This is a genomic window from Yersinia sp. 2541 StPb PI (assembly GCF_052217145.1).
In the GTDB taxonomy this organism is placed as follows: domain Bacteria; phylum Pseudomonadota; class Gammaproteobacteria; order Enterobacterales; family Enterobacteriaceae; genus Yersinia; species Yersinia enterocolitica_E.
In genome coordinates this window covers 3302128-3323958 of the sequence record NZ_JAZGQB010000001.1, presented here as the reverse complement: position 1 = coordinate 3323958, position 21831 = coordinate 3302128, and the positions used below count along the sequence as shown (strand labels likewise).

Below are 21831 nucleotides of genomic sequence, written 5' to 3'. Positions count from 1 at the left end.
GTTAATCAGAGGATGCGCACAAAAAAACGGATAAGCAATCACGCAGGGCGTAAAAAGAGAACAGACGCAAATTTCCTCCCCTACGGGCGCAGGGGAGGTGGTGTGATTAATGCAGAATTTTTGCCAGGAAATCTTTGGCGCGATCTGATTTAGGATTATTAAAGAAATCATCTTTGTTGCTGTCTTCGACGATTTTCCCTTCATCCATAAAAATAACGCGGTTAGCCACTTTGCGGGCGAAGCCCATTTCGTGGGTAACTACCATCATGGTCATCCCTTCCAATGCCAGTTTGACCATCACATCCAACACTTCGTTGATCATTTCCGGGTCAAGTGCGGAGGTGGGCTCATCAAACAGCATGGCAATGGGGTCCATGCAGAGTGCGCGGGCAATAGCCACGCGCTGCTGCTGGCCACCCGATAACTGAGAAGGAAATTTATCTGCATGGGTAGAAAGGCCCACGCGATCTAACAGTTTCAACCCCTTTTCACGTGCTTCTGCTTTATCACGTTTGAGTACTTTGATTTGCGCCAGCGTCAGATTTTCAATGATAGACAGGTGTGGGAACAGCTCGAAATGTTGGAACACCATGCCCACTTTGGAACGCAGTTGGGCCAGATTAGTGCCTTTATCATTCACACCAATACCATTAACTGTAATGCTGCCTTTTTGAATAGGTTCCAGCCCATTAACAGTTTTGATTAAGGTTGATTTGCCTGAGCCTGAAGGACCACAGACCACCACAACCTCACCTTTTTTAACTTCGGTGGTGCAGTCAGCCAGCACCTGAAAGTGGCCGTACCACTTAGAAACATTTTTCAGGGAAATCATCAAACAGTCCTTTTCTTCAAATAGTTAACCAGCATCGACGCGGCAATACTGATAACGAAATAAACCAAACCGGCAAACAGCACCATTTCGACCTGAGTACCGTCCCGTTCGCCAATGGTGGTGGCGGTGCGGAAGAAATCGGCCAGGCTAAGGACATACACCAGTGAAGTATCCTGAAATAACACTATCCCCTGAGTTAACAGCAGCGGCACCATTGCGCGGAAAGCCTGGGGCAGGATAACCAGCCGCATTGACTGCCCATGGGTCATGCCCAATGCCAGCGCAGCAGAGGATTGCCCACGGGAAATACTCATGATCCCGGCGCGGATAATTTCTGAGTAATAGGCCGCTTCAAACAGCGAAAAGGCTACCATGGCTGAGATTAACCGAATATCAGTTTTTGGTGATAAGCCCAGCACATTTTGTAATAAGCTCGGGACAACCAAATAAAACCACAGCAGCACCATCACCAACGGAATAGAGCGGAACACGTTGACATAGGCAGTTGCAAACCAACTGATGGCTTTAATCGGCGACAAGCGCATGACTGCCAGAACCGTCCCCCAGATAATGCCAAATACGATAGCGGTAATGGTTATCTTGGCGGTGACCACTAACCCTTGCAGCAGATAGGGCATGCTGGGGGCGATAGAACTCCAATCAAATTCGTACATTATTTACTCCCCAGATTGCCGGGTAACTGCACTTTCTTTTCAACTAATCGCATCAACAGCATGATCACGGCGTTGATCAGTACATAACCAAGAGTGATGGCGGTGAAGGACTCATAGGCGTGAGCTGAATAATCCAGCAATTTACCTGCTTGAGCGGCCATATCGACCAATCCGATTGTTGAAGCAATGGCGGAGTTTTTTACCAGGTTGAGCATTTCTGAGGTCATCGGGGGAATGATCACCCGATAAGCATTGGGCAGTAACACATAGCGATAGGTTTGTGGCAGGGTCAACCCCATAGCCAAACCCGCTGCTTTCTGGCCTCGAGGCAGTGACTGAATCCCGGCACGGACTTGTTCACAAACACGTGCTGCGGTAAATAAGCCAAGGCAAAGCATCGATGAAAGAAAGAACTGTATGTTCGGGTCAAGTTCACTTTTAAACCACATGCCAATATCAACTGGCAACAGTTCAGGTACCACCAGATACCAGGTAAAGAATTGCACAATCAAGGGTACGTTACGAAACAGCTCAACGTAGCAGGTCCCAATCCCTGACAGGATTCGATTGGGCACGGTTCTTAAAATACCAAACAGTGAACCGACAAAGAACGCGATCACCCAGGCGCACAGTGACAAAGCGACGGTGACTTGAAAGCCGGACCAGATCCAGCCGAGGTAGGTGGTATTGCCGAAGGGGGCAGGTTGCAAGAAGATGCCCCAGTTCCAGTCTATTGACATAACAAACTCCCTTAAAAGGATGGATAAGCCACCCTGATGACTGATGATTTAATGCGTAGCGACCTTGAGGACTCACAAAAAAATGCGGAGTGGGGAACGGCCACCCCGCATCCTGTCTTTACCCTGCATCTTTCAAATTGCAGATGTGTTGGCTGCCCTCGTTCACCTGAATCACTTATTTGTATAAGCTCATCAGGATTGTGAACCTCATCAGAGGCTCACCCTACGGGCCAGCGCAAGCGCTGTTCAAAATGGTTTACAACCAATTTGTCTCTTGCTTGCCGTCTTCCTGCACTCTGAAATCTATTGGGTATCTCCTATCGGCCCATCATCAATCGAATCGGGCAGGTAACCACCCGCCCTGATTTATTATTGTTAGTTCAATGCTTTATCGTTAGGTGCTTTGAACAGCGCCTTCATTTCATCAGACAGTGAGAAATTCAGGTTAAGATTTTTAGGTGGAATTGGGTTTTTGAACCAGCGATCGAATGATTTTTCAGCTACACCAGAAGTTTGTGCACTGGCAATGGTTTCATCCAATAAGGCTTTAAAGGCCGGATCATTTTTGCGCAACATACAGCCGTAAGCTTCCTGAGACTGCGGAGTACCGACGATATCCCATTGGTCTGGTTTCTTGGCTTTGGCTCGCTCACCGGCTAGCAGAGCATCATCCATCATAAAGGCCACTGCGCGGCCACTTTCCAAGGTGCGGAAAGAGTCACCGTGGTCTTTGGCGCTGATGATGCGCATATCCATTTTGTCTTTTTCATTTAGCTTATTCAGCAGGACTTCAGATGTCGTACCTGAAGTTACAACCACTGCTTTACCGGCCAAATCTTTGAAATCTTTAACTTCAGACCCTTTTTTGGTCAGTAAACGGGTACCGACTACAAAAATGGTATTACTGAACGCCGCTTGTTGCTGACGCTCCAGATTATTGGTGGTGGAACCACACTCAAAGTCAAAGGTGCCGTTTTGCAGTAGTGGAATACGATTCTGTGAGGTGATTGGGATCAGTTTGACCTGTAAGTCTGGAGCATTAAGTTTTTTCTTAACTGCATCAATGATCAGATTAGAATAATCTTGTGCGTAACCAACAACTTTCTGCTGATTATCGTAATAAGAGAAGGGAACGGAAGATTCACGGTGACCCACTACGATAACGCCGCTGTCTTTAATCTTTTTCAGAGTATCAGCCTGGGCTTCAGCTTTCGCTGCGGGTTGTGCTGCCGCTTCTTCTGCTTGGGCTACGCCACTTGCCATCCCAGCTAACAGTAGCGCTAACGCCAATTTACGCATATGCATGGTCCAACTCCTTTGCTGTTGTTTTATTACTTGATGTTGTGATGCTAAAAATACGTTGTTGCTAAATCTCGTCAGGCGAGAAATCGTTTTGTTTCGTTTCAGCGGTACAACCACCGATGTTTTGTTGGCCAGTACGTGGTTTTCGCTGTTACTTGTATCAGATTATCTTTAAAAAATAGCCAAATGTTATGCGAATGATGAATAAATGTTTGTTTTTTGGGATGCAAATCGCACCAAATAGAGGCAATAAAACAGCAATGCACTTCTATGGTGCGGGATATGCCCTATAAACGAGCGTGTAAATAATCCTGATCCCGCATTTGAAACGCTGTGTTCCCTACTTGTTGCGGTAATCCCCGACAACGGCTAAAAGATTGGCGGGCATTGGCAGCGAGTTAACACATAATGGTTAGAAACAATGCAAGGTCTGTGCCAGTCGCGGCGAAGAGATGAGGATAATAGCTCTACAATTGAGAGCTATAGAATACCCACGGGGAGTTGTGGGTATTAATCAGCCGCCAAACAGCGGCTTTACTGCCAGTTAGCCTAATTGCTGGTTGTTGATAGCCACGTGGGCCTTAAACACATCCAATGCTGTCGGAATGGTCTCTTTTGCGGCGTGTTTTTCTGGGCTCCACAGCTTGGCAAAGGTAATCGCGCGGCCACAATGAATAAACACTTCATCAACCTCGATCACTAACACACTGCGGGCGGGGTGGCCATTTTGGCTAAAGCGCTCACACAGTTCAGGATCGACCGAAATCTTAGCCCGGCCATTCACCCGAAAACCTTCGTCCCAGTTGGGTATCAGGAACAAGATACCGATAGCGGGGTTATGCAGCAGGTTGCGGATACCATCCAGGCGGTTGTTCCCCGGGCGGTCTGGTAGCATCAGGGTTTTACTGTCCTGTACATGGATAAAACCCGGTTCCCCACCTTTGGGTGAGCAGTCGATACCATTGGCGCCGAGGGTACCCAGTACGGCGAAGGGGGCTGCCGCGATGAGTTTTTTAGCATAATCATCAATGTGATCTATCTGTTTCTTCAACACGGTTTCAAAGGGGGCGGCGTAGTGCTCGCTGAGTTGTGCTTCGCTGGTGAGGATAAATTCAGGCTTCAGTGACATAAGGCTCTCAAGATTAACGGGCATGCAGATAACATGCCCACATATTATGTTATTTGTTATCAGAACGACTACGGATCGCGCGGTACAGCGTGAGGGCGCCAAGCACCAGCGTGATAATCCACATCGGCCATGAACCCAAACGGGCATAGGGGGTGACGCCCGTTGTTGGTGTAACTTTGGCCTCTAACACCTGTTGGGTAAATTGCGGGATCTGGGCGAGCACTTCACCGCTCGGGCCAACCACCGCAGTGATACCGTTATTGGTACTGCGCAGCAGAGGGCGACCCAATTCAAGCGCGCGCATCCGTGCCATCTGGAAATGTTGCCATGGTCCAATTGAGTGGCCGAACCAGGCATCATTCGAGACGGTCAGCAGGAAATTGGTATCAGGATTGAAATTATCCCGTACCTGCTGGCCTAACACGATTTCATAACAAATAGCCGCAGTCAGGTTATATCCTGCCACCTTGAGCGATGGTTGCACATAACTGCCACGGCTGAACGTTGACATCGGTAGGTCAAACAGCGGTGCCAGCGGACGCAGTAAGGATTCTAGCGGCACAAATTCACCAAATGGGACCAGATGGTGTTTGCTGTAACGGTTTCGGCTCGGATATTGATACGGTTCTTTATCGCCTAAGACGATGACGCTATTAAAGAAATGATACCCCTGACCTTCAGGCCGACGCTGGGCATCGACAATCCCCGTGATCAAGCTGCTATGATTGGCTCGCATCAGATCATCAACCATTGTCAGGAAGCCGGTTTGATCGGTTTCAATATCAGGAATGGCAGATTCCGGCCAGATGATGATCGGCGCTTTGCCCATAAACGGTCGAGTTTCATCCAGATAGACTTGCAGGGTCGAAAGCAGGACTTTAGGGTCCCACTTCATGGACTGAGCAATGTTACCTTGCACCATGGCGATATTGACAGCGCGCTCCGGCTCTGGCGTGAACCAATGCACTTGGCGCAGTGGCCATGGTAACAATAACAGTGCCATCGCCACTATTGCCGCAGTCACCCGGCGCTGATAGCAGGCGTAGACCAGTAATCCACTGATTGCCATCAGTACAAAGGTGATGCCATCAACCCCGAGTATTGGGGCAATCCCACGCAGCGGGCCATTAATCTGGCTGTAGCCAAATTGCAGCCACGGGAAGCCGGTCAACACCCAGCCGCGCAAGAATTCCGTCAGTTGCCATACAACCGGTGCGGCAATCGCTAGCCGCCACCATGTCGCTTTTGGGCTGAGACGCGCTAACACACCGGCAAATAGCAGGGTGTAGAGCGATAGGTAGGCCGCTAGTAGTACCACCAGGAAAATATTGATTGCCGTTGGCATTCCGCCGAACTCGGAAATACTGACATAGACCCAGTTAATACCGCTACCGAATAGCCCCATTCCCCAACAAAAGCCAATAAAGGCGGACTGCCGGGTATTACGGTTCAGGGTTAGGCTGAGTAAGCCAAACAGTGAAACAATGGCTGCGGGCCAGTAATCAAACGGTGAATAGGCCAGCGTACCGCAGGCACCAAAAAATAGCGCCAGTAGGGCGCGAACCCACTGGCGTTGAAGATATGAAGCAATAGGCATCAAGGATTTATTCTTCCAGTTTGGGTTGCGGAGCATCATCCGGGATTTTTACATGAACCTGAATGATACGTCGGCTATCCGCCATGGCAACTTTAAATAAGTAACCTTCAATTTCAATGGTTTCACCCCGGGCAGGTAAATGGCCAAATGCCTGCATTACTAAGCCACCAATGGTGTCAACCTCATCGTCGCTGAAATGGGTATTGAACACTTCATTGAAATCTTCAATTTGCGTCAGCGCACGAATGGTATAGGTATGCTTGCTGAGTTGACGCACATCTCTGTCTTCTTCATCGTCATACTCATCTTCTATTTCGCCAACGATCAGCTCAAGAATATCTTCAATGGTCACCAGCCCTGACACGCCACCAAACTCATCAATGACAATAGCCATATGGTAGCGCTGGGAACGGAACTCCTTCAGCATCCGATCGACACGCTTACTTTCTGGCACTACAACCGCCGTCCGTAACACTTTATCAATACTGAATGGCTCGGAGTCGGTGCGCATAAACGGCAACAAATCCTTGGCCATCAGGATACCTTCGATGTGATCTTTATCTTCGCTAATCACCGGAAAGCGGGAGTGAGCAGATTCAATAATCACATCCAAACACTCATCCAGCGTTTGGTTACGCTTTAATGTGACCATTTGAGAACGGGGGATCATGATGTCCCGCACGCGCTGCTCGGCAATATCCATCACGCCTTCCAGCATGTCACGGGTATCGGGATCGATCAGATCGTTTTGTTCAGAATCACGGATAAGCTCTACCAAATCACCACGGTTTTTAGGTTCACCGTGAAATAACTGGTTAAGGATAAGAGTAAAGAACCCTTTCTTGGGACTGGGGCTATCGTTGTTTTGTGAGTGGTCGTCGCTCATGGCGTTTTAGTTAAGTTTACTCATGTTATACCCTTGTATCTGATGCCGTAGGGGCTAGCGAGGTTTGCTTGCCGCCTACCTGCAATTCCAATGACGTTGGGTAAAGATTATATTTTATCGGTAGCAGTAGACTCACACCGCCGACAGTTTTCCCCGACTAACAGGGCATTATAACACCCGATATGATGGGTTTATTCGGGGTCTTTCTCCGAAATATACGGATCTGGATAACCCAGACTTTGCATAATTTCAGTTTCGATTGACTCCATTTCTTCTGCTTCATCGTCCACGATGTGGTCATACCCTAGCAGATGGAGACTGCCGTGAACAACCATATGCGCCCAATGAGCTAATAGTGCTTTTTCTTGCTCGATAGCTTCTTGTTCAACCACCTGACGGCAAATGATTAAATCACCCAATAGTGGCAGTTCAATTTCAGGTGGGGCCTCAAAAGGAAAAGACAAGACATTGGTCGGTTTATCTTTACCGCGATAGGTTAGATTCAGCTCATGGCTTTCAGCTTCATCAACCAACCGAATGGTCACTTCTGCTACGTCTTGAAACTGCGGTAATACCGCCTCCAACCAACGCTGAAAGTCAGCTTCGGCAGGTAAACCCTGGCTATCGGCGCAGGCAATTTGTAAATCGAGTATAACTTGGCTCACGGAGCCTCCTGCTCAGACGGGGTATGGTTTTCCCGCTTACGTTGTTCGGCAATAGTCTCTTTGCGTTTTTGTTCCGCCGCTTCCCAGGCCTCATAGGCAATAACCACACGGGCCACCACGGGGTGACGCACCACATCTTCGCTATGGAAGAAGTTAAAGCTCAGCTCTTCTACCTCAGACAGCACTTCAATGGCATGACTTAAGCCAGATTTTTGGTGGCGCGGTAAGTCGGTTTGCGTCACATCACCGGTAATAACTGCCTTGGAGTTAAAGCCCATACGGGTGAGAAACATCTTCATCTGTTCGATGGTGGTGTTCTGGCTCTCATCCAGAATGATAAAGGCATCATTGAGTGTCCGGCCCCGCATATATGCCAGCGGAGCCACTTCAATCACGTTACGTTCGATCAATTTTTCAACGCGCTCAAAGCCAAGCATTTCAAACAGTGCATCATAAAGTGGGCGCAGGTATGGATCGACTTTCTGACTCAGGTCCCCGGGCAGGAAACCCAATTTTTCGCCCGCTTCAACGGCCGGGCGGGTCAGTAAGATACGGCGCACATTCTGGCGCTCCAGAGCATCAACTGCCGCGGCTACCGCCAGATAGGTTTTACCGGTCCCGGCAGGACCAATCCCAAAGGTAATATCGTGATCAAGAATATTGGCGATGTATTGCGCCTGATTGGGGGTACGCGGTTTAACCATGCCGCGCTTGGTACGGATATTCACGGCTTTTCCGTAATCGGGTACGCTCTGTGCCGTTTGCTCCAATACATGACTCTCTTTCACCGCAAGGTGGATATCTTCTGGGGATATCTCTGGGGTAACACCCCGAATGGGGGCGGTGTCAACATACAGATGGCGCAGGATATCTGCCGCTGCAACAACGCAGATATTCTTACCGACTAACTTGAAACGGTTGTCTCGGCGATTAATTTCAATACCTAACCGGCGCTCCAACTGCTTGATGTTGTCATCAAAAGGGCCGCACAGACTCAACAAACGCTGATTGTCGGTGGGCTCTAGCAAGATTTCTTGTGTCACTACGTGCAAACTATTTCTCTGAGTCACTGTGTTCCTCTGGATATATCATTCACGGATATTATTTGTCTGATACCCGATTATACCTTTCGTATTGGAAATGGCCTTGGGCATATAACGTCAATCATACATGTCATTTAAGAATTATTCATGGTGCATGGTGCTGACGCAAGTTTACTTATCAATCCGTGCTTTCACGCTCTATTCAAGTAGCGACCCTCTGGAGGTGCAACTTAAACAGTCCGAATCTGCGCAGCAGCCCACTAAAATAAAACAGGCACTGACAATGCAGCGCCTGCTAATGCGAGTCAACTCGAACAACTATGGTCAGGGTTGATACTGCCCCACGCCAATTTCATTTTCTTTTCGGGTCCGCGCAATGACCGATTGTGGCGATTCATGAACCCGTAGCGCCATCTGGTCTTCGGTGCGCTGCAAAATACCGCGCAGTGAACTGGCATAAACGTCTACAATTTCGACATCAACGAATTTGCCAATCATCTCTGGTGTACCTTCAAAATTCACCACCCGGTTATTTTCGGTACGCCCGGCCAGCTCCATCGCACTTTTGCGGGAGGGGCCTTCTACCAGAATACGTTGCACACTACCAACCATCTCGCGGCTGATTTCCATGGCCTGCTGAGTGATACGCTGTTGCAAAATATGCAGTCGCTGTTTTTTCTCCTCTTCACTGACATCGTCTGGTAGCTCTGCCGCGGGTGTGCCAGGGCGTGGAGAGTAAATAAAGCTGTAACTGGTATCGAAATGAATCTCCGCGACCAGCTTGATGGTTTGTGCAAAATCCTGCTGAGTTTCACCAGGGAAACCGATAATAAAATCGGAACTTATCTGGATATCTGGCCGCGCCTGCCGCAGTTTGCGGATGATAGCTTTGTACTCCAGTGCGGTGTGGGCGCGTTTCATCATGGTTAAAATTCGGTCGGAACCACTTTGCACTGGCAGATGCAGAAAACTCACCAGTTCTGGCGTATCGCGATAAACATCGATGATATCGTCGGTAAACTCAATCGGATGGCTGGTGGTAAAGCGAATGCGATCGATACCGTCAATGGCGGCAACCAGCCGCAATAACTCGGCAAAACTACAGATATCGCCGTCATAGGTGGCACCGCGATAGGCATTGACATTCTGGCCGAGCAGATTCACTTCCCGCACCCCTTGGGACGCTAACTGTGCAATTTCAAACAGAATATCGTCACTTGGGCGGCTGATCTCTTCGCCACGAGTGTAAGGCACCACGCAGAAGGTACAATATTTATTGCATCCTTCCATGATAGAAACGAACGCGGTCGGGCCTTCAGCACGCGGCTCTGGCAGCCGATCAAACTTTTCAATCTCAGGGAAGCTGATATCTACCACCGGACTGTGCGTGCCTTGGACGTGGTTAATCATTTCTGGCAGGCGATGCAGAGTTTGCGGCCCGAAAATGACATCAACACAGGGCGCGCGTTGGCGCAGATGTTCGCCTTCCTGTGATGCTACACATCCACCGACACCAATAATCAGATTGGGATTCTTTTCTTTCAGGAGCTTCCAATGGCCCAGCAGGCTGAATACTTTTTCTTGTGCTTTTTCGCGAATTGAACAGGTATTCAGTAGCAGTAAATCGGCTTCTTCCGGGATCTCAGTCAACTGGTAGCCATGGGTGCTGGCCAGCAAATCTGCCATTTTAGATGAATCATATTCATTCATCTGGCAGCCCCAGGTTTTAATATGCAGTTTTTTCGTCATGGCTTATCTACCATCAAAAATTCATCATAAATGTCACATCGCGCGGTGCGGTGATCCATGTGTTCGCCAGGCGCAAAGGCTCACTAGTTGCGGGGTATTGTAGTCATTTGCAGTTGCGATGACCACCGCAGTTCGGCTTAGTTATTCTGTGGGGTGATGAAAAATCCGGTACACTGAGGGCAGATAAAGTATGGATGTTATTTTAACTTTTAAAAAATGGCCAAAATGAATAAATCGCAACCAAATTATGATGTTGTGGTGGTGGGGGGCGGTATGGTCGGTGCTGCTGCCGCGCTTGGACTGGCACAAACAGGCTGGTCAGTCGCGTTACTTGAGCATGAAGCCCCAGCCCCATTTGAGGCTGACAGCGTGCCCGATTTACGAGTTTCCGCTATCGGCTGCACTTCGGTGTCGTTGCTGAAACAGCTCGGTGTCTGGCCGCAGGTACAGCAGATGCGTTATGCACCTTATCGTCGGTTGGAGACCTGGGAGCAGCCCGGTTCACAGGTGGTGTTTGATGCCGCCTCGCTCTCTTTACCTGAGCTGGGGTTTATGGTTGAGAACCGGATTTTGCAGTTGGCATTATGGCAACAGATAGCGGAATGCCCCAATTTAACGTTGCTGTGCCCGTCACGGCTGCAAACTATGGTTAGAGTAGATGAGTGCTGGCAAATCACGTTAGACGCTCAGCAACAGATACAGGGCCGTTTAGTGATAGGTGCTGATGGTGCCAACTCTCTGGTACGACGGTTAGCTGGTATCGGCACCAATGGCTGGCAGTATCGCCAGTCTTGCATGTTAATTACGGTAGAGACGGATACAGCTCAGCAAGACACCACCTGGCAGCAGTTTTTCCCAACGGGGCCGCGTGCTTTCTTACCGCTATTTGGCCAGTGGGCATCATTGGTCTGGTACGACAGCCCGCAGCGTATTCGTCAGCTTCAGGCGCTGCCGATGGCACAGTTGAATCAGGAAATTGCCAAGGCTTTCCCATCACGTTTGGGGGCTGTTAAAGCGATTGCTGCTGGCTCTTTCCCGCTAGTGCGGCGCCATGCACAACGTTATGTACAGCCGGGATTGGTCTTACTCGGGGATGCAGCCCATACCATTAATCCACTGGCCGGGCAGGGGGTGAATCTGGGATATCGCGATGTCGATGCGCTGTTGGAGGTGCTAAATCAAGCGCGTGAACGGGCAGAGCCGTGGCACAGCGAGCGGGTATTACTGCGTTATCAACGCCGCCGCCGCACTGATAATCTGATTATGCAAAGTGGTATGGATGTGTTTTACACCACATTCAGCAATGATCTGCCACCGGTGAAATTCGTACGGAATCTGGCGTTGATAGCCGCTCAGCGCGCGGGCAAATTGAAAGAACATGCGTTGAGGTATGCATTGGGGTTGTAGGGGATGTCTGTTTTTTTGAGTTCAATACTTAATATTTGGGACAGTTCGGAGCTGGTTTCGGTTGATATTCGATCTGTTCTTTTGGCGGGCGTTGTCGCCTCAAGCAACCATCAATCGAAACCTAATCCAACCTGGACTTGAGACATCGGACTCAAGTAAGAGGGAATATAGTGAAATCCCAGAATGCAAAAAGCCCGCCGAAGCGAGCTTTTCTAAATTTGGCTGGGGTACGAGGATTCGAACCTCGGAATGCTGGAATCAGAATCCAGTGCCTTACCGCTTGGCGATACCCCAAAAGATGGTGGCTACGACGGGAATCGAACCTGTGACCCCAGCATTATGAGTGCTGTGCTCTAACCAGCTGAGCTACGTAGCCATCTTTAAATCTTTAATCTTGAGAAGTTGTATGGCTGGGATACCAGGATTCGAACCTGGGAATGCCAGGATCAAAACCTGGTGCCTTACCGCTTGGCGATATCCCAACTGAAATACAATTCTTTTTTATATGACAACTCTCTTGCCTTACAGCTATCCATCCAAAAAAAAGATGGCTGGGATACCAGGATTCGAACCTGGGAATGCCAGGATCAAAACCTGGTGCCTTACCGCTTGGCGATATCCCATCCGCTGTGACAAACCGATGAACGAATAATGGTGCGGGAGGCGAGACTTGAACTCGCACACCTTGCGGCGCTAGAACCTAAATCTAGTGCGTCTACCAATTTCGCCACTCCCGCAAAAAGATGGTGGCTACGACGGGAATCGAACCTGTGACCCCAGCATTATGAGTGCTGTGCTCTAACCAGCTGAGCTACGTAGCCATCTTTTTCCGCATTACCTTCATCGGCGTTGCGGGGCGCATTATGCGTATATGGCCGAATTGCGTCAACTAATTTTTTCCCAAAAAAGCGCTGAAAGGGTTCGTTTGTGTGGCTTGTGAACAGTCTGGTGATTAAAGCAGCACTTATGGTGATTAATTGTTGAATTTGCCAGCAAAAAACAAGGCTACCCTAGGGCAGCCTTGAGATTGGACAGTCAATATAGGCAGACCATCACATTCAATTATTTATAAGCGTCCTGATGCACGCCAACCGCACGGCCGGAAGGGTCATCCATACTTTTGAATGATTCATCCCACTCGATGGCTTTTGCTGATGAACAGGCGACTGATGGGCCACCAGGGACACATTCAGCGGCACTTGGCAGCGGGAACAGCTCTTCAAAAATTTCGCGATACAAGTAGCCTTCTTTTGACGATGGCGTGTTGTATGGGAAACGGAAGTGGGCAGTTTCCATCTGTTGATCAGTAACTTGCTCTGCGGCTTTCTCTTTTAGTGTGTCAATCCAGCTATAGCCGACACCATCAGAGAATTGTTCTTTCTGACGCCAGGCGACGCTGTGTGGTAAGTAAGATTCAAAACATTCACGCAGGACATGTTTTTCCATTTTGCCATTACCACACATTTTGTCCTGCGGATTGATACGCATCGCAACATCGAGGAAGTTCTTATCCAGGAAGGGGACGCGGGCCTCAACACCCCAGGCAGACATCGCTTTGTTGGCACGCGCACAGTCATACATGTGCAGGGCCAGCAATTTACGCACAGTCTCTTCATGCAATTCTTTCGCATTTGGTGCTTTGTGGAAGTAGAGGTAGCCGCCGAACACTTCATCAGACCCTTCGCCAGACAGCACCATCTTGATCCCCATCGCTTTGATTTTACGCGACATCAGATACATGGGTGTTGAGGCACGGATGGTGGTGACATCATAGGTTTCAATGTGATAAATCACATCACGGATAGCATCCAAACCTTCTTGCACGGTGAAATGAATTTCATGGTGCACGGTACCTAAATGGTTGGCGACTTCTTTCGCAGCACGTAAATCCGGTGAGCCAATCAGACCTACTGCAAAGGAGTGCAGTTGTGGCCACCAGGCTTCACTGCGCTCATCGTCTTCGACACGACGGGCGGCAAATTTTTTGGTGATAGCAGAGATAACGGAAGAGTCCAGACCACCGGACAGCAATACACCGTAAGGCACGTCAGACATCAAGTGGCTTTTTACCGCTTCTTCTAACGCGTTAGCCAACTGGACTTTGTCAGTTACATTGTCTTTGACGTTGTCGAAATCAAACCAATCGCGATGATAGTATTCGCGAATTTCACCCTCTTTACTCCACAGATAGCTGCCAGCCGGGAACTCTTTAATGGTGCGGCACACCGGCACTAATGCTTTCATCTCTGAAGCCACAAACATGTTGCCGTTTTCATCATGGCCCATATACAGCGGGATAATCCCCAGATGGTCACGGCCAATCAGATAGGCATCTTTCTCTGTGTCGTACAGGATGAAAGCGAACATACCTTGCAGGTCGTCGAGGAATTCAGGCCCTTTCTCCTGATACAACGCCAGAATCACTTCACAATCTGAGCCGGTTTGAAACGCGTAACGGTCACCATATTGCTGACGTAATGCCTGATGATTATAGATTTCACCGTTAACGGCCAGAATATGCGTGTGGGCCGCATTAAACAGGGGCTGGGCACCGGTATTGACGTCAACGATAGACAAACGTTCGTGGGCGAGAATGGCTTTATCATTTGCCCACACACCAGACCAATCCGGGCCACGATGGCGCATTAAACGTGACATTTCCAGCGCTTTTTTACGTAACTCAATGGGGTCGGTTTTAAGGTCGAGGACCCCGAAAATAGAACACATAATAATCTCCCTAACTTCTCTGCTTTGGCGGTGATGATGTTGAATTTGAGTCGTTCATCGCTGGATCTGTTTTTTCACACTTGCTTATGAGTGATGCAAGTTATGCCCCATGACGATGCAGTCATCCAAATTATTTCTAAACTAGATGTGAGAAATACATGCAATTTATACGCCAATTCACAGCGCTATTATTTTGGTGCAATGGTTGGTACGGCAATGGGTACCTATACCCAAAGCACTTGACGTTGCAGGCAGGCAGCCAGCGAGTCAGTCCCGATGAGCTTAACTCAGTCAAGTGATTCGGGTGAGTGAACCCAGCTAACACCCCAGCAGCTTCAAGGACGAAGGCTATAAAAGAAAATGCGCCAAAATAGGGCGTAATGGCAAGAAACTTTGGTGCACTGCACTAAAAAAAGGCATAGCGCTAAAGGGGGTGGGGGCAAAAAAGAGAGTGGCGGCCATGACATGACCGCCAACAGAGATTAGATAATATTGATATCAACCACGGAAGAGAAAACGTAGTTCGGGCGAAATGGCATGGCTTCAATATCTGTTAGCGTTGAAACACCGGACAGGACCAAAATCGTTTTCAACCCAGCCTGGAAACCGGCCAGAATATCGGTACGTAGGTTATCACCGACAATTACCGTGCTTTCTGAATGGGCATGCATTTTATTCAGCGCCGCGCGAATGATCCACGGGCTGGGCTTGCCCACATAAAACGGCTTGCGACCGGAGATTTTCTCAATAGGTGCGCACAATGCGCCACACGCCGGAGCAAACCCGTGCCCGTGGCTATCGGGGTTGGTGGCAATAAAACGCGCACCATTGGCGACAAAATAGGCGGCTTTATGCATCATGTCCCAGTTATAGGAACGGGTTTCACCAACAATAACAAAATCAGGATTGATATCGGTGATGGTAAAGCCAGCTTTATAGAGTTCGTGCACTAATGCACCTTCACCCACAACATAGGCCTTTTTACCTTCCTGATTGCGCAGGAAGTCGGCAGTCGCCATCGCCGAGGTATAAAAGGCGCTTTCGGGTACGTCCAACCCAGCAGAACTGAAGCGGTTAGCCAGATCCTGCGCGGTTTGTGACGGATAGTTGGTCAGAATAACCAGCGGCATTCCGGCATTTTGGATCCGGGCCAGAAAGTCGTTAGCGCCCGGTATCGCTTTATTATCATGTAACAACACACCATCGATATCGCAAATAACGCTTTTAATTGTCATGGTTAAACCCAAATTAATTGGAGTTACAGTTAGGCAGCAAATGAGTGCATCCCGATGCGCTGACGCTGGTCAGTATTCGGGTCAGTGAGAGCAGCAGCCTCAAGTCAGAAGGGTATTATATTACTCATTTTTGCACGGCAATGGTCCACTATAACATGACCGATAAGACGTTTACCCCTGCCGTTGCCTTATTTGCATCTACGCGTTAGCTTTCCAGCAGGCGTTGCAATAATACACCGTTCAACATGGCGCGCTTAGCCAGAGCAAAAGCACCAATTGCAGACTGATGATCAAGCTGCGACGTCACGATAGGCAGATTCAGGCGGAAGTTTTTCAATACTTGTGTATTGATGCAACTCTGAATGGCTGGCAGTAGGATTTTATCGGCTTCAATGATTTCACCCGCAATAACGACTTTTTGCGGATTAAATAAGTTGATGGCGATAGAAATGGCTTTGCCCAGATAGCGGCCCACGTGCTCAATCACTTCGCTTGCCAGCAAGTCACCCCGGTTAGCCGCTTTGCAGATAGCGCCGATATGACAATCATCCAACGTTAATTTGCTTGGGTAGCCCTGAGCGAGCAGGTGGCGCACTCGATTTTCAATGGCTGCATTGGAGGCAACCGTTTCCAGGCAGCCAAAATTGCCGCAATAACAGCGCTCACCCAATGGATCAATCTGGATATGACCGATTTCACCCACGTTACCGTTACTGCCCAAGAATATCTGGCTGTTAACGATAATACCCGCACCGGTACCACGATGCAGACGAACCAAGATGGAGTCTTCACAGTCACGAGTTGCACCAAAGTAGTGCTCCGCCAGTGCCAAACTACGAATATCGTGGCCAACAAAACTGGTGACATTAAAACGATTTTGCAGATTTTCGACTAATGGCCAGTTGCTGACACTGATATGGGGCATATAGCGCACGATACCTTTGTGCGGTTCAACCAGGCCTGGGAGGATAACCGCAATGGCAATCAGCTCACGCAATTTGCGCTGATAGGCTTCGATAAACTGACTGATAATAGTAAACAGCGCGTGTTCCAGCGTTTCTTGCGTGCGTTCAGGTAGCGAATAATGTTCTTCACCCAGTGATTTACCGCTCATATCAAACAGGGTAATAGTCGCATCATGGCGGCCCAGGCGCACCGCAATGGTATGGAACTGGCGGTTTTCTGTCACTATAGATATAGCACGGCGACCGCCGGTAGAGGCTTGCTGATCAACTTCCTTGATAAGCCCCCGTTCCAGCAGCTGACGCGTAATTTTGGTGACACTGGCGGGGGCGAGTTGGCTGAGATCGGCAATCTGAATGCGCGAGATCGGGCCTTGCTGATCAATAAGCCGGTAAACAACGGCACCATTGAGTTGTTTCACAAGATCCACATTACCAATTTGTGACTGTCCGCCGGTGCTCATCAATAAAATTACTCGCTTATTTTAAAACCTCGTTACCGTTAACGATGGTTTTAGTGATTTTATAATCGCGGGTAAAGGCAGTCAGGTTGGCCACTTTGCCGACTTCAATACTCCCTAACTGCTTATCCACGCCAATAGCGCGGGCCGCATACAGTGTCGCCATACGCAATGTTTCGTCCAGTGCGATGCCAACGTGTTCCACACTATTTTGTACCGCTTCGATCATCGTCAGTGCTGAACCGCTTAATGTGCCATTCTCATCCACACATAAACCATCGCGATAGTATATTGTTTTGCCAGCAAAAATAAATTGATCAATTTCAGCACCCGCCGGAGCGGTAGCATCAGTTACCAGTACCAGCTTGTCACCTTTCAGACGTTTTGCGTTGCGAATATTGGCCCAGTCGACATGCAGGCCATCTGCTATCACCCCGGTGTAGATTTCCGGCGTATCAAAAATCGCTCCGATCAGGCCGGGTTCACGCCCGGTGATGTATGGCATGGCATTATACAGATGTGTCGCAAAGCGGATACCGGCCGCAAAGCCTTGGCGGGCTTGCTGATAAGTGGCATTCGAGTGACCGGCTGAAACCAAAATACCGGCTTCAGTCAACTGGCGAATGTATTTGTCATCAACCATCTCTGGTGCCAGAGTGAATTGGGTAATCACATCCGCATTTGCACACAGATAATCAATCATCTCTGCGGTTGGTTTGCGAATAAACGCTGGGTTATGTGTGCCTTTCTTGAGCGGGCTAAGATATGGCCCCTCCAGATGCAGACCCAACGCTTTATGTTGGTTTTTTTGCAGGTATGAACGCATGACATTAATGCCGTGCTTCATAAACTCATCACTACATGTGATGAGTGTTGGCAGGAAGCTGGTGCAACCAGACTTTTCATTCGCGCGCTGCATGATATCCAATGTCTCTTCGGAGATAGCTTCGAGAGAATCATTGAATTGCACGCCGCCGCAGCCATTTAACTGCACATCAATAAAACCGGGGGCCAGAATGGCGCCACCCAAATCGCGCACCTCAATATCAGCCGGAAGTTCAGCGGCAGGACAGATACGTTCGATCAATCCATCAGCCACGACAACAGCATGATTATCCAGTACTTCGTGGCTGGTATAAATACGGCCGTGAGTTAAAGCGTACATCTTAGCCCCCTGATGACTGTTACAGACCTTTGATATTTTCAGCTTCCAATTCGTGGAAGTATTTTACAGTTTTAACCTTCAATTCCATAGTGGAAGGTTCATCACACACCATGATGGCTTTGGCATGCAGTTGTAGGCAACTGATGGTCCACATGTGGTTGATGCTACCTTCGACCGCAGCTTGCAAGGCTTGTGCTTTACCGTGGCCAGTGACCAGAATCATCACTTCTTCCGCATCCAGCAAGGTACCTACACCTACTGTAAGCGCATATTTCGGCACGAGGTTTGCATCACCACCAAAGAAGCGGGAGTTAGCGATGCGGGTTTCTTGCGTTAGCGTTTTGATACGAGTACGGGATGCCAAAGACGATGCCGGTTCATTAAATGCGATGTGACCGTCAACGCCCACGCCACCCATAAACAGGTTAATTTTACCGTAAGACTTAATTTTTTCTTCGTAACGACGACATTCTTCATCGATATCTGGCGCGTTGCCATTTAACAGGTTGATGTTCTCGGCTGGGATATCAACATGATCGAAGAAATTGGAGTGCATGAAGGTGTAGTAACTTTCGGGGTGTTCTTGTGGCAAACCGACATATTCGTCCATATTGAATGTAACAACGTTTTTAAAACTGACGTCACCGGCTTTGTGCATCGCAACCAAATGTTTGTATGCTTCCATCGGTGTGCCACCGGTTGGCAGACCCAATACAAATGGGCGCTCAGCGGTTGGTTTAAATGCGTTGATACGGCTAACGATATGACGTGCTGCCCATTTACCAACTTCGGTGGTGTTTTTCAGTGGGATAAGTCTCATCTTGCACCTCTTGGATTGCGAATAGTGGCTATACTCTACGCGATTTGAATCATCAGCTAAGCGTAACCCAGATTTTGACTCATGCGTTGGTACAATGCTTTGTTCATTTTTCGAATGATAAAATAAGTTTTGTATCGTGGCTAGTGCATTGGTGCTTTTTCACTAGTTTTTGGTGACATTTATCACAGAATAGGGGGTTTTAATTTGCGTTACGAAATAATTTTTTTACACTCCGCAATGAGTAATACGTGCCGTGAATAAATAAAAAGTGTGCCATGCGTTTTTCTAAAAGGTAGTGAGTCAATTAAATAAACTACTTAAAGGGTCCGATAGCGGACGAATAGGGGGAAAGGTGAATATTCTTAGTTACTTACAAAAAGTGGGCCGGGCCTTGATGGTCCCAGTGGCCACACTACCAGCAGCCGCGATACTGATGGGCGTAGGCTATTGGATCGATCCGGTAAGCTGGGGTGGTGATAATGCACTGGCGGCATTATTTATCAAATCCGGTGCGGCGATTATCGACAACATGTCCGTGCTGTTCGCAATTGGTGTTGCTTACGGTATGTCAAAAGACAAAGACGGTGCGGCTGCACTGACCGGCTTTGTAGGTTTCCTGGTATTAACCACGCTGTGCTCGCCTGCTGCGGTGTCGATGATTCAAAAGATCCCGGTTGATCAGGTGCCGGCAGCTTTTGGTAAAATCAACAACCAGTTCGTGGGTATTCTGGTGGGTATTATCTCTGCTGAGTTGTACAACCGCTTTAGCAGCGTTGAATTGCCAAAAGCACTCTCCTTCTTCAGCGGCCGCCGTCTGGTTCCAATTCTGACGTCCTTCCTGATGATCGTGGTTGCCTTCATTCTGATGTACGTTTGGCCACTGATTTATAACGCGCTGGTGACCTTCGGCGAATACATCAAAGATATGGGTTCAGTGGGGGCGGGTATCTATGCCTTCTTCAACCGCTTGCTTATCCCAGTCGGCCTGCACCATGCCCTGAACTCAGTGTTCTGGTTTGACGTTGCTGGTATTAACGATATTCCTAACTTCCTCGGTGGCCAACAATCTATCGATTCTGGTAAAGCTGTTGTGGGTATCACTGGCCGTTATCAGGCTGGCTTCTTCCCAATCATGATGTTTGGTTTACCGGGTGCGGCGTTGGCGATTTATCACTGCGCGCGTCCTGAAAATAGAGCGAAAGTGGCTGGTATCATGTTGGCGGGTGCATTTGCAGCTTTCTTCACTGGTATCACCGAACCACTTGAATTCTCCTTCATGTTTGTCGCACCGGTACTGTACTTCTTGCACGCCGTGCTGACCGGTATTTCGGTGTTCATTGCTGCCAGCATGCATTGGATTGCCGGCTTTGGTTTCAGCGCCGGTTTAGTGGATATGGTGCTCTCTTCTCGCAACCCGCTAGCCACACAGTGGTATATGCTGATCCCACAAGGTTTGGTGTTCTTCGCCATTTACTACGTGGTGTTCCGTTTCACCATCCAGAAATTCAACTTGCTGACACCTGGGCGTGAATTGGCAGTTGAAGGCAGTGAAGAAGATGGTTATGACGTCAATGTTGATAACACCCCAGCAGTAAACGAAAGTGAAATCAACGGTTTAGCGCGTCGCTATATTGGTGCTATCGGTGGTTCAGATAACCTGACTGCCATTGATGCCTGCATCACCCGCCTACGTCTGAACGTAAAAGATTCTGCCCAGGTTAATGACAGTGTTGCCAAGCGCTTAGGTGCGTCAGGTGTCATTCGTCTGAATAAACAAAGTGTGCAAATCATTGTGGGTACCCGCGCAGAATTGATTGCTTCGGCCATGCGTACTGTGTTGGCAGGTGGTTCGGTTCCTGCCGCCACCAGCAGTTCTGTGGCACCCGCAGACGTTAAGCCTCAGGCGGTTATTAACACCACTAAAACAGCCTCTCTGGTACTGGTTTCGCCTATTACCGGTGATGTTGTCGCACTGGATCAGGTTCCTGATGAAGCTTTTGCCAGCAAAGCAGTCGGTGAGGGTGTTGCCATCCGTCCTACTGATAAAATGGTGGTTTCTCCAGCGAACGGGACTATCGTAAAAATCTTCAATACTGACCATGCATTCTGTCTGGAAACTGAAACCGGCGCAGAAATTGTGGTTCATATCGGGATTGATACGGTAAAACTGAACGGTCAGGGCTTTGCTCGTCTGGTTGACGAGGGAGCCACTGTCGTTGCCGGTCAACCGATATTGGAACTGGACCTGGCTTATCTGAACGCCAATGCGCGCTCAATGATTAGCCCGGTTGTGGTAAGCAATATTGATGATTATGCCGGTATCTCGGTATTGGCAGGCAGCTCTGTTGTTGCCGGTCAAAGCCCGTTGTTTGAGATTCAGAGCAAATAATTGGCTTATACTCGTCATACTTCAAGCTGCATGTACGTTGGCTGCGTT

General features: G+C 48.8%; 17 protein-coding genes and 6 tRNA genes. 2 read left to right on the top strand and 21 right to left on the bottom strand.

Annotated features, from left to right (window positions below; genetic code table 11):
- Positions 1-106 precede the first annotated feature (106 nt).
- From V1953_RS15025 to miaB, 10 genes are all read right to left on the bottom strand, one after another.
- Complete coding sequence (locus tag V1953_RS15025) at positions 107-832, bottom strand: amino acid ABC transporter ATP-binding protein (protein WP_025377565.1); 726 nt, start codon at positions 830-832, stop codon at positions 107-109.
- Positions 832-1506 (bottom strand): glutamate/aspartate ABC transporter permease GltK, encoded by a 675-nt coding sequence (gene gltK / locus V1953_RS15020; protein WP_032905734.1) that lies wholly within the window; start codon positions 1504-1506, stop codon positions 832-834. Before gltK ends, V1953_RS15025 begins: the two co-directional genes overlap by 1 nt.
- Entirely contained in the window at positions 1506-2246 is a 741-nt protein-coding gene (locus tag V1953_RS15015) for an amino acid ABC transporter permease (protein WP_005182751.1), read from the bottom strand. Before V1953_RS15015 ends, gltK begins: the two co-directional genes overlap by 1 nt.
- 375 nt (positions 2247-2621) lie before the next feature.
- Positions 2622-3551 carry an amino acid ABC transporter substrate-binding protein gene (locus tag V1953_RS15010; protein ID WP_083159659.1) on the bottom strand — a complete coding sequence of 310 codons (930 nt, stop codon included), beginning with the start codon at positions 3549-3551 and terminating at the stop codon, positions 2622-2624.
- A gap of 541 nt (positions 3552-4092) precedes the next feature.
- Positions 4093-4677, bottom strand: coding sequence for an MSMEG_1061 family FMN-dependent PPOX-type flavoprotein (locus V1953_RS15005; protein ID WP_372568856.1), 585 nt, complete (start codon positions 4675-4677; stop codon positions 4093-4095).
- Positions 4678-4726: 49 nt separating this feature from the next.
- A complete protein-coding gene (gene lnt / locus V1953_RS15000; protein ID WP_083159655.1) occupies positions 4727-6274 on the bottom strand; it encodes an apolipoprotein N-acyltransferase in 1548 nt (515 codons plus the stop codon).
- Positions 6275-6281: 7 nt separating this feature from the next.
- Positions 6282-7160, bottom strand: coding sequence for a CNNM family magnesium/cobalt transport protein CorC (gene corC / locus V1953_RS14995; RefSeq protein WP_083159653.1), 879 nt, complete (start codon positions 7158-7160; stop codon positions 6282-6284).
- A gap of 191 nt (positions 7161-7351) precedes the next feature.
- Positions 7352-7825 carry an rRNA maturation RNase YbeY gene (gene ybeY / locus V1953_RS14990; protein WP_083159651.1) on the bottom strand — a complete coding sequence of 158 codons (474 nt, stop codon included), beginning with the start codon at positions 7823-7825 and terminating at the stop codon, positions 7352-7354.
- Complete coding sequence (locus V1953_RS14985) at positions 7822-8895, bottom strand: PhoH family protein (protein ID WP_193784699.1); 1074 nt, start codon at positions 8893-8895, stop codon at positions 7822-7824. The genes ybeY and V1953_RS14985 overlap by 4 nt, the downstream gene beginning before the upstream one ends.
- A gap of 297 nt (positions 8896-9192) precedes the next feature.
- A complete protein-coding gene (gene miaB / locus V1953_RS14980; protein WP_083159649.1) occupies positions 9193-10617 on the bottom strand; it encodes a tRNA (N6-isopentenyl adenosine(37)-C2)-methylthiotransferase MiaB in 1425 nt (474 codons plus the stop codon).
- A 225-nt stretch (positions 10618-10842) separates the two neighbouring features.
- On the opposite strand from miaB, the gene ubiF reads away from it, so the two are divergent.
- A complete protein-coding gene (gene ubiF, locus V1953_RS14975) occupies positions 10843-12024 on the top strand; it encodes a 3-demethoxyubiquinol 3-hydroxylase (RefSeq protein WP_083163811.1) in 1182 nt (393 codons plus the stop codon).
- 219 nt (positions 12025-12243) lie between these two features.
- On the opposite strand, the gene V1953_RS14970 is transcribed toward ubiF, so the two are convergent.
- From V1953_RS14970 to nagB, 11 genes are all read right to left on the bottom strand, one after another.
- A tRNA-Gln gene (locus V1953_RS14970) sits at positions 12244-12318 on the bottom strand.
- Between the two features lie 5 nt (positions 12319-12323).
- Positions 12324-12400, bottom strand: a tRNA-Met gene (locus tag V1953_RS14965).
- Positions 12401-12431: 31 nt separating this feature from the next.
- A tRNA-Gln gene (locus V1953_RS14960) sits at positions 12432-12506 on the bottom strand.
- Between the two features lie 66 nt (positions 12507-12572).
- Positions 12573-12647 (bottom strand) — tRNA-Gln (locus V1953_RS14955).
- A gap of 29 nt (positions 12648-12676) precedes the next feature.
- Positions 12677-12761 (bottom strand) — tRNA-Leu (locus V1953_RS14950).
- 7 nt (positions 12762-12768) lie between these two features.
- Positions 12769-12845: transfer RNA gene (locus V1953_RS14945), tRNA-Met, on the bottom strand.
- A 241-nt stretch (positions 12846-13086) separates the two neighbouring features.
- Positions 13087-14751: an asparagine synthase B gene (asnB, locus tag V1953_RS14940; RefSeq protein ID WP_050132662.1), complete on the bottom strand. Its 1665-nt coding sequence runs from the start codon at positions 14749-14751 to the stop codon at positions 13087-13089.
- Positions 14752-15233: 482 nt separating this feature from the next.
- Entirely contained in the window at positions 15234-15986 is a 753-nt protein-coding gene (locus V1953_RS14935; protein WP_032908027.1) for an HAD-IIA family hydrolase, read from the bottom strand.
- Positions 15987-16191: 205 nt separating this feature from the next.
- The gene (gene nagC / locus V1953_RS14930) at positions 16192-17412 is read right to left on the bottom strand and encodes a DNA-binding transcriptional regulator NagC (protein WP_193784698.1); all 1221 of its coding nucleotides are present in this window, start codon (positions 17410-17412) and stop codon (positions 16192-16194) included.
- A gap of 16 nt (positions 17413-17428) precedes the next feature.
- Positions 17429-18574, bottom strand: a complete 1146-nt coding sequence (gene nagA / locus V1953_RS14925) for an N-acetylglucosamine-6-phosphate deacetylase (RefSeq protein WP_083159641.1) — start codon at positions 18572-18574, stop codon at positions 17429-17431.
- Positions 18575-18593: 19 nt separating this feature from the next.
- Positions 18594-19394, bottom strand: coding sequence for a glucosamine-6-phosphate deaminase (nagB, locus tag V1953_RS14920; protein WP_083159640.1), 801 nt, complete (start codon positions 19392-19394; stop codon positions 18594-18596).
- 352 nt (positions 19395-19746) lie between these two features.
- Here nagB and nagE point away from each other — a divergent pair, with 352 nt between their 5' ends.
- Positions 19747-21783, top strand: a complete 2037-nt coding sequence (nagE, locus tag V1953_RS14915) for an N-acetylglucosamine-specific PTS transporter subunit IIBC (protein ID WP_083159639.1) — start codon at positions 19747-19749, stop codon at positions 21781-21783.
- Positions 21784-21831 lie beyond the last annotated feature (48 nt).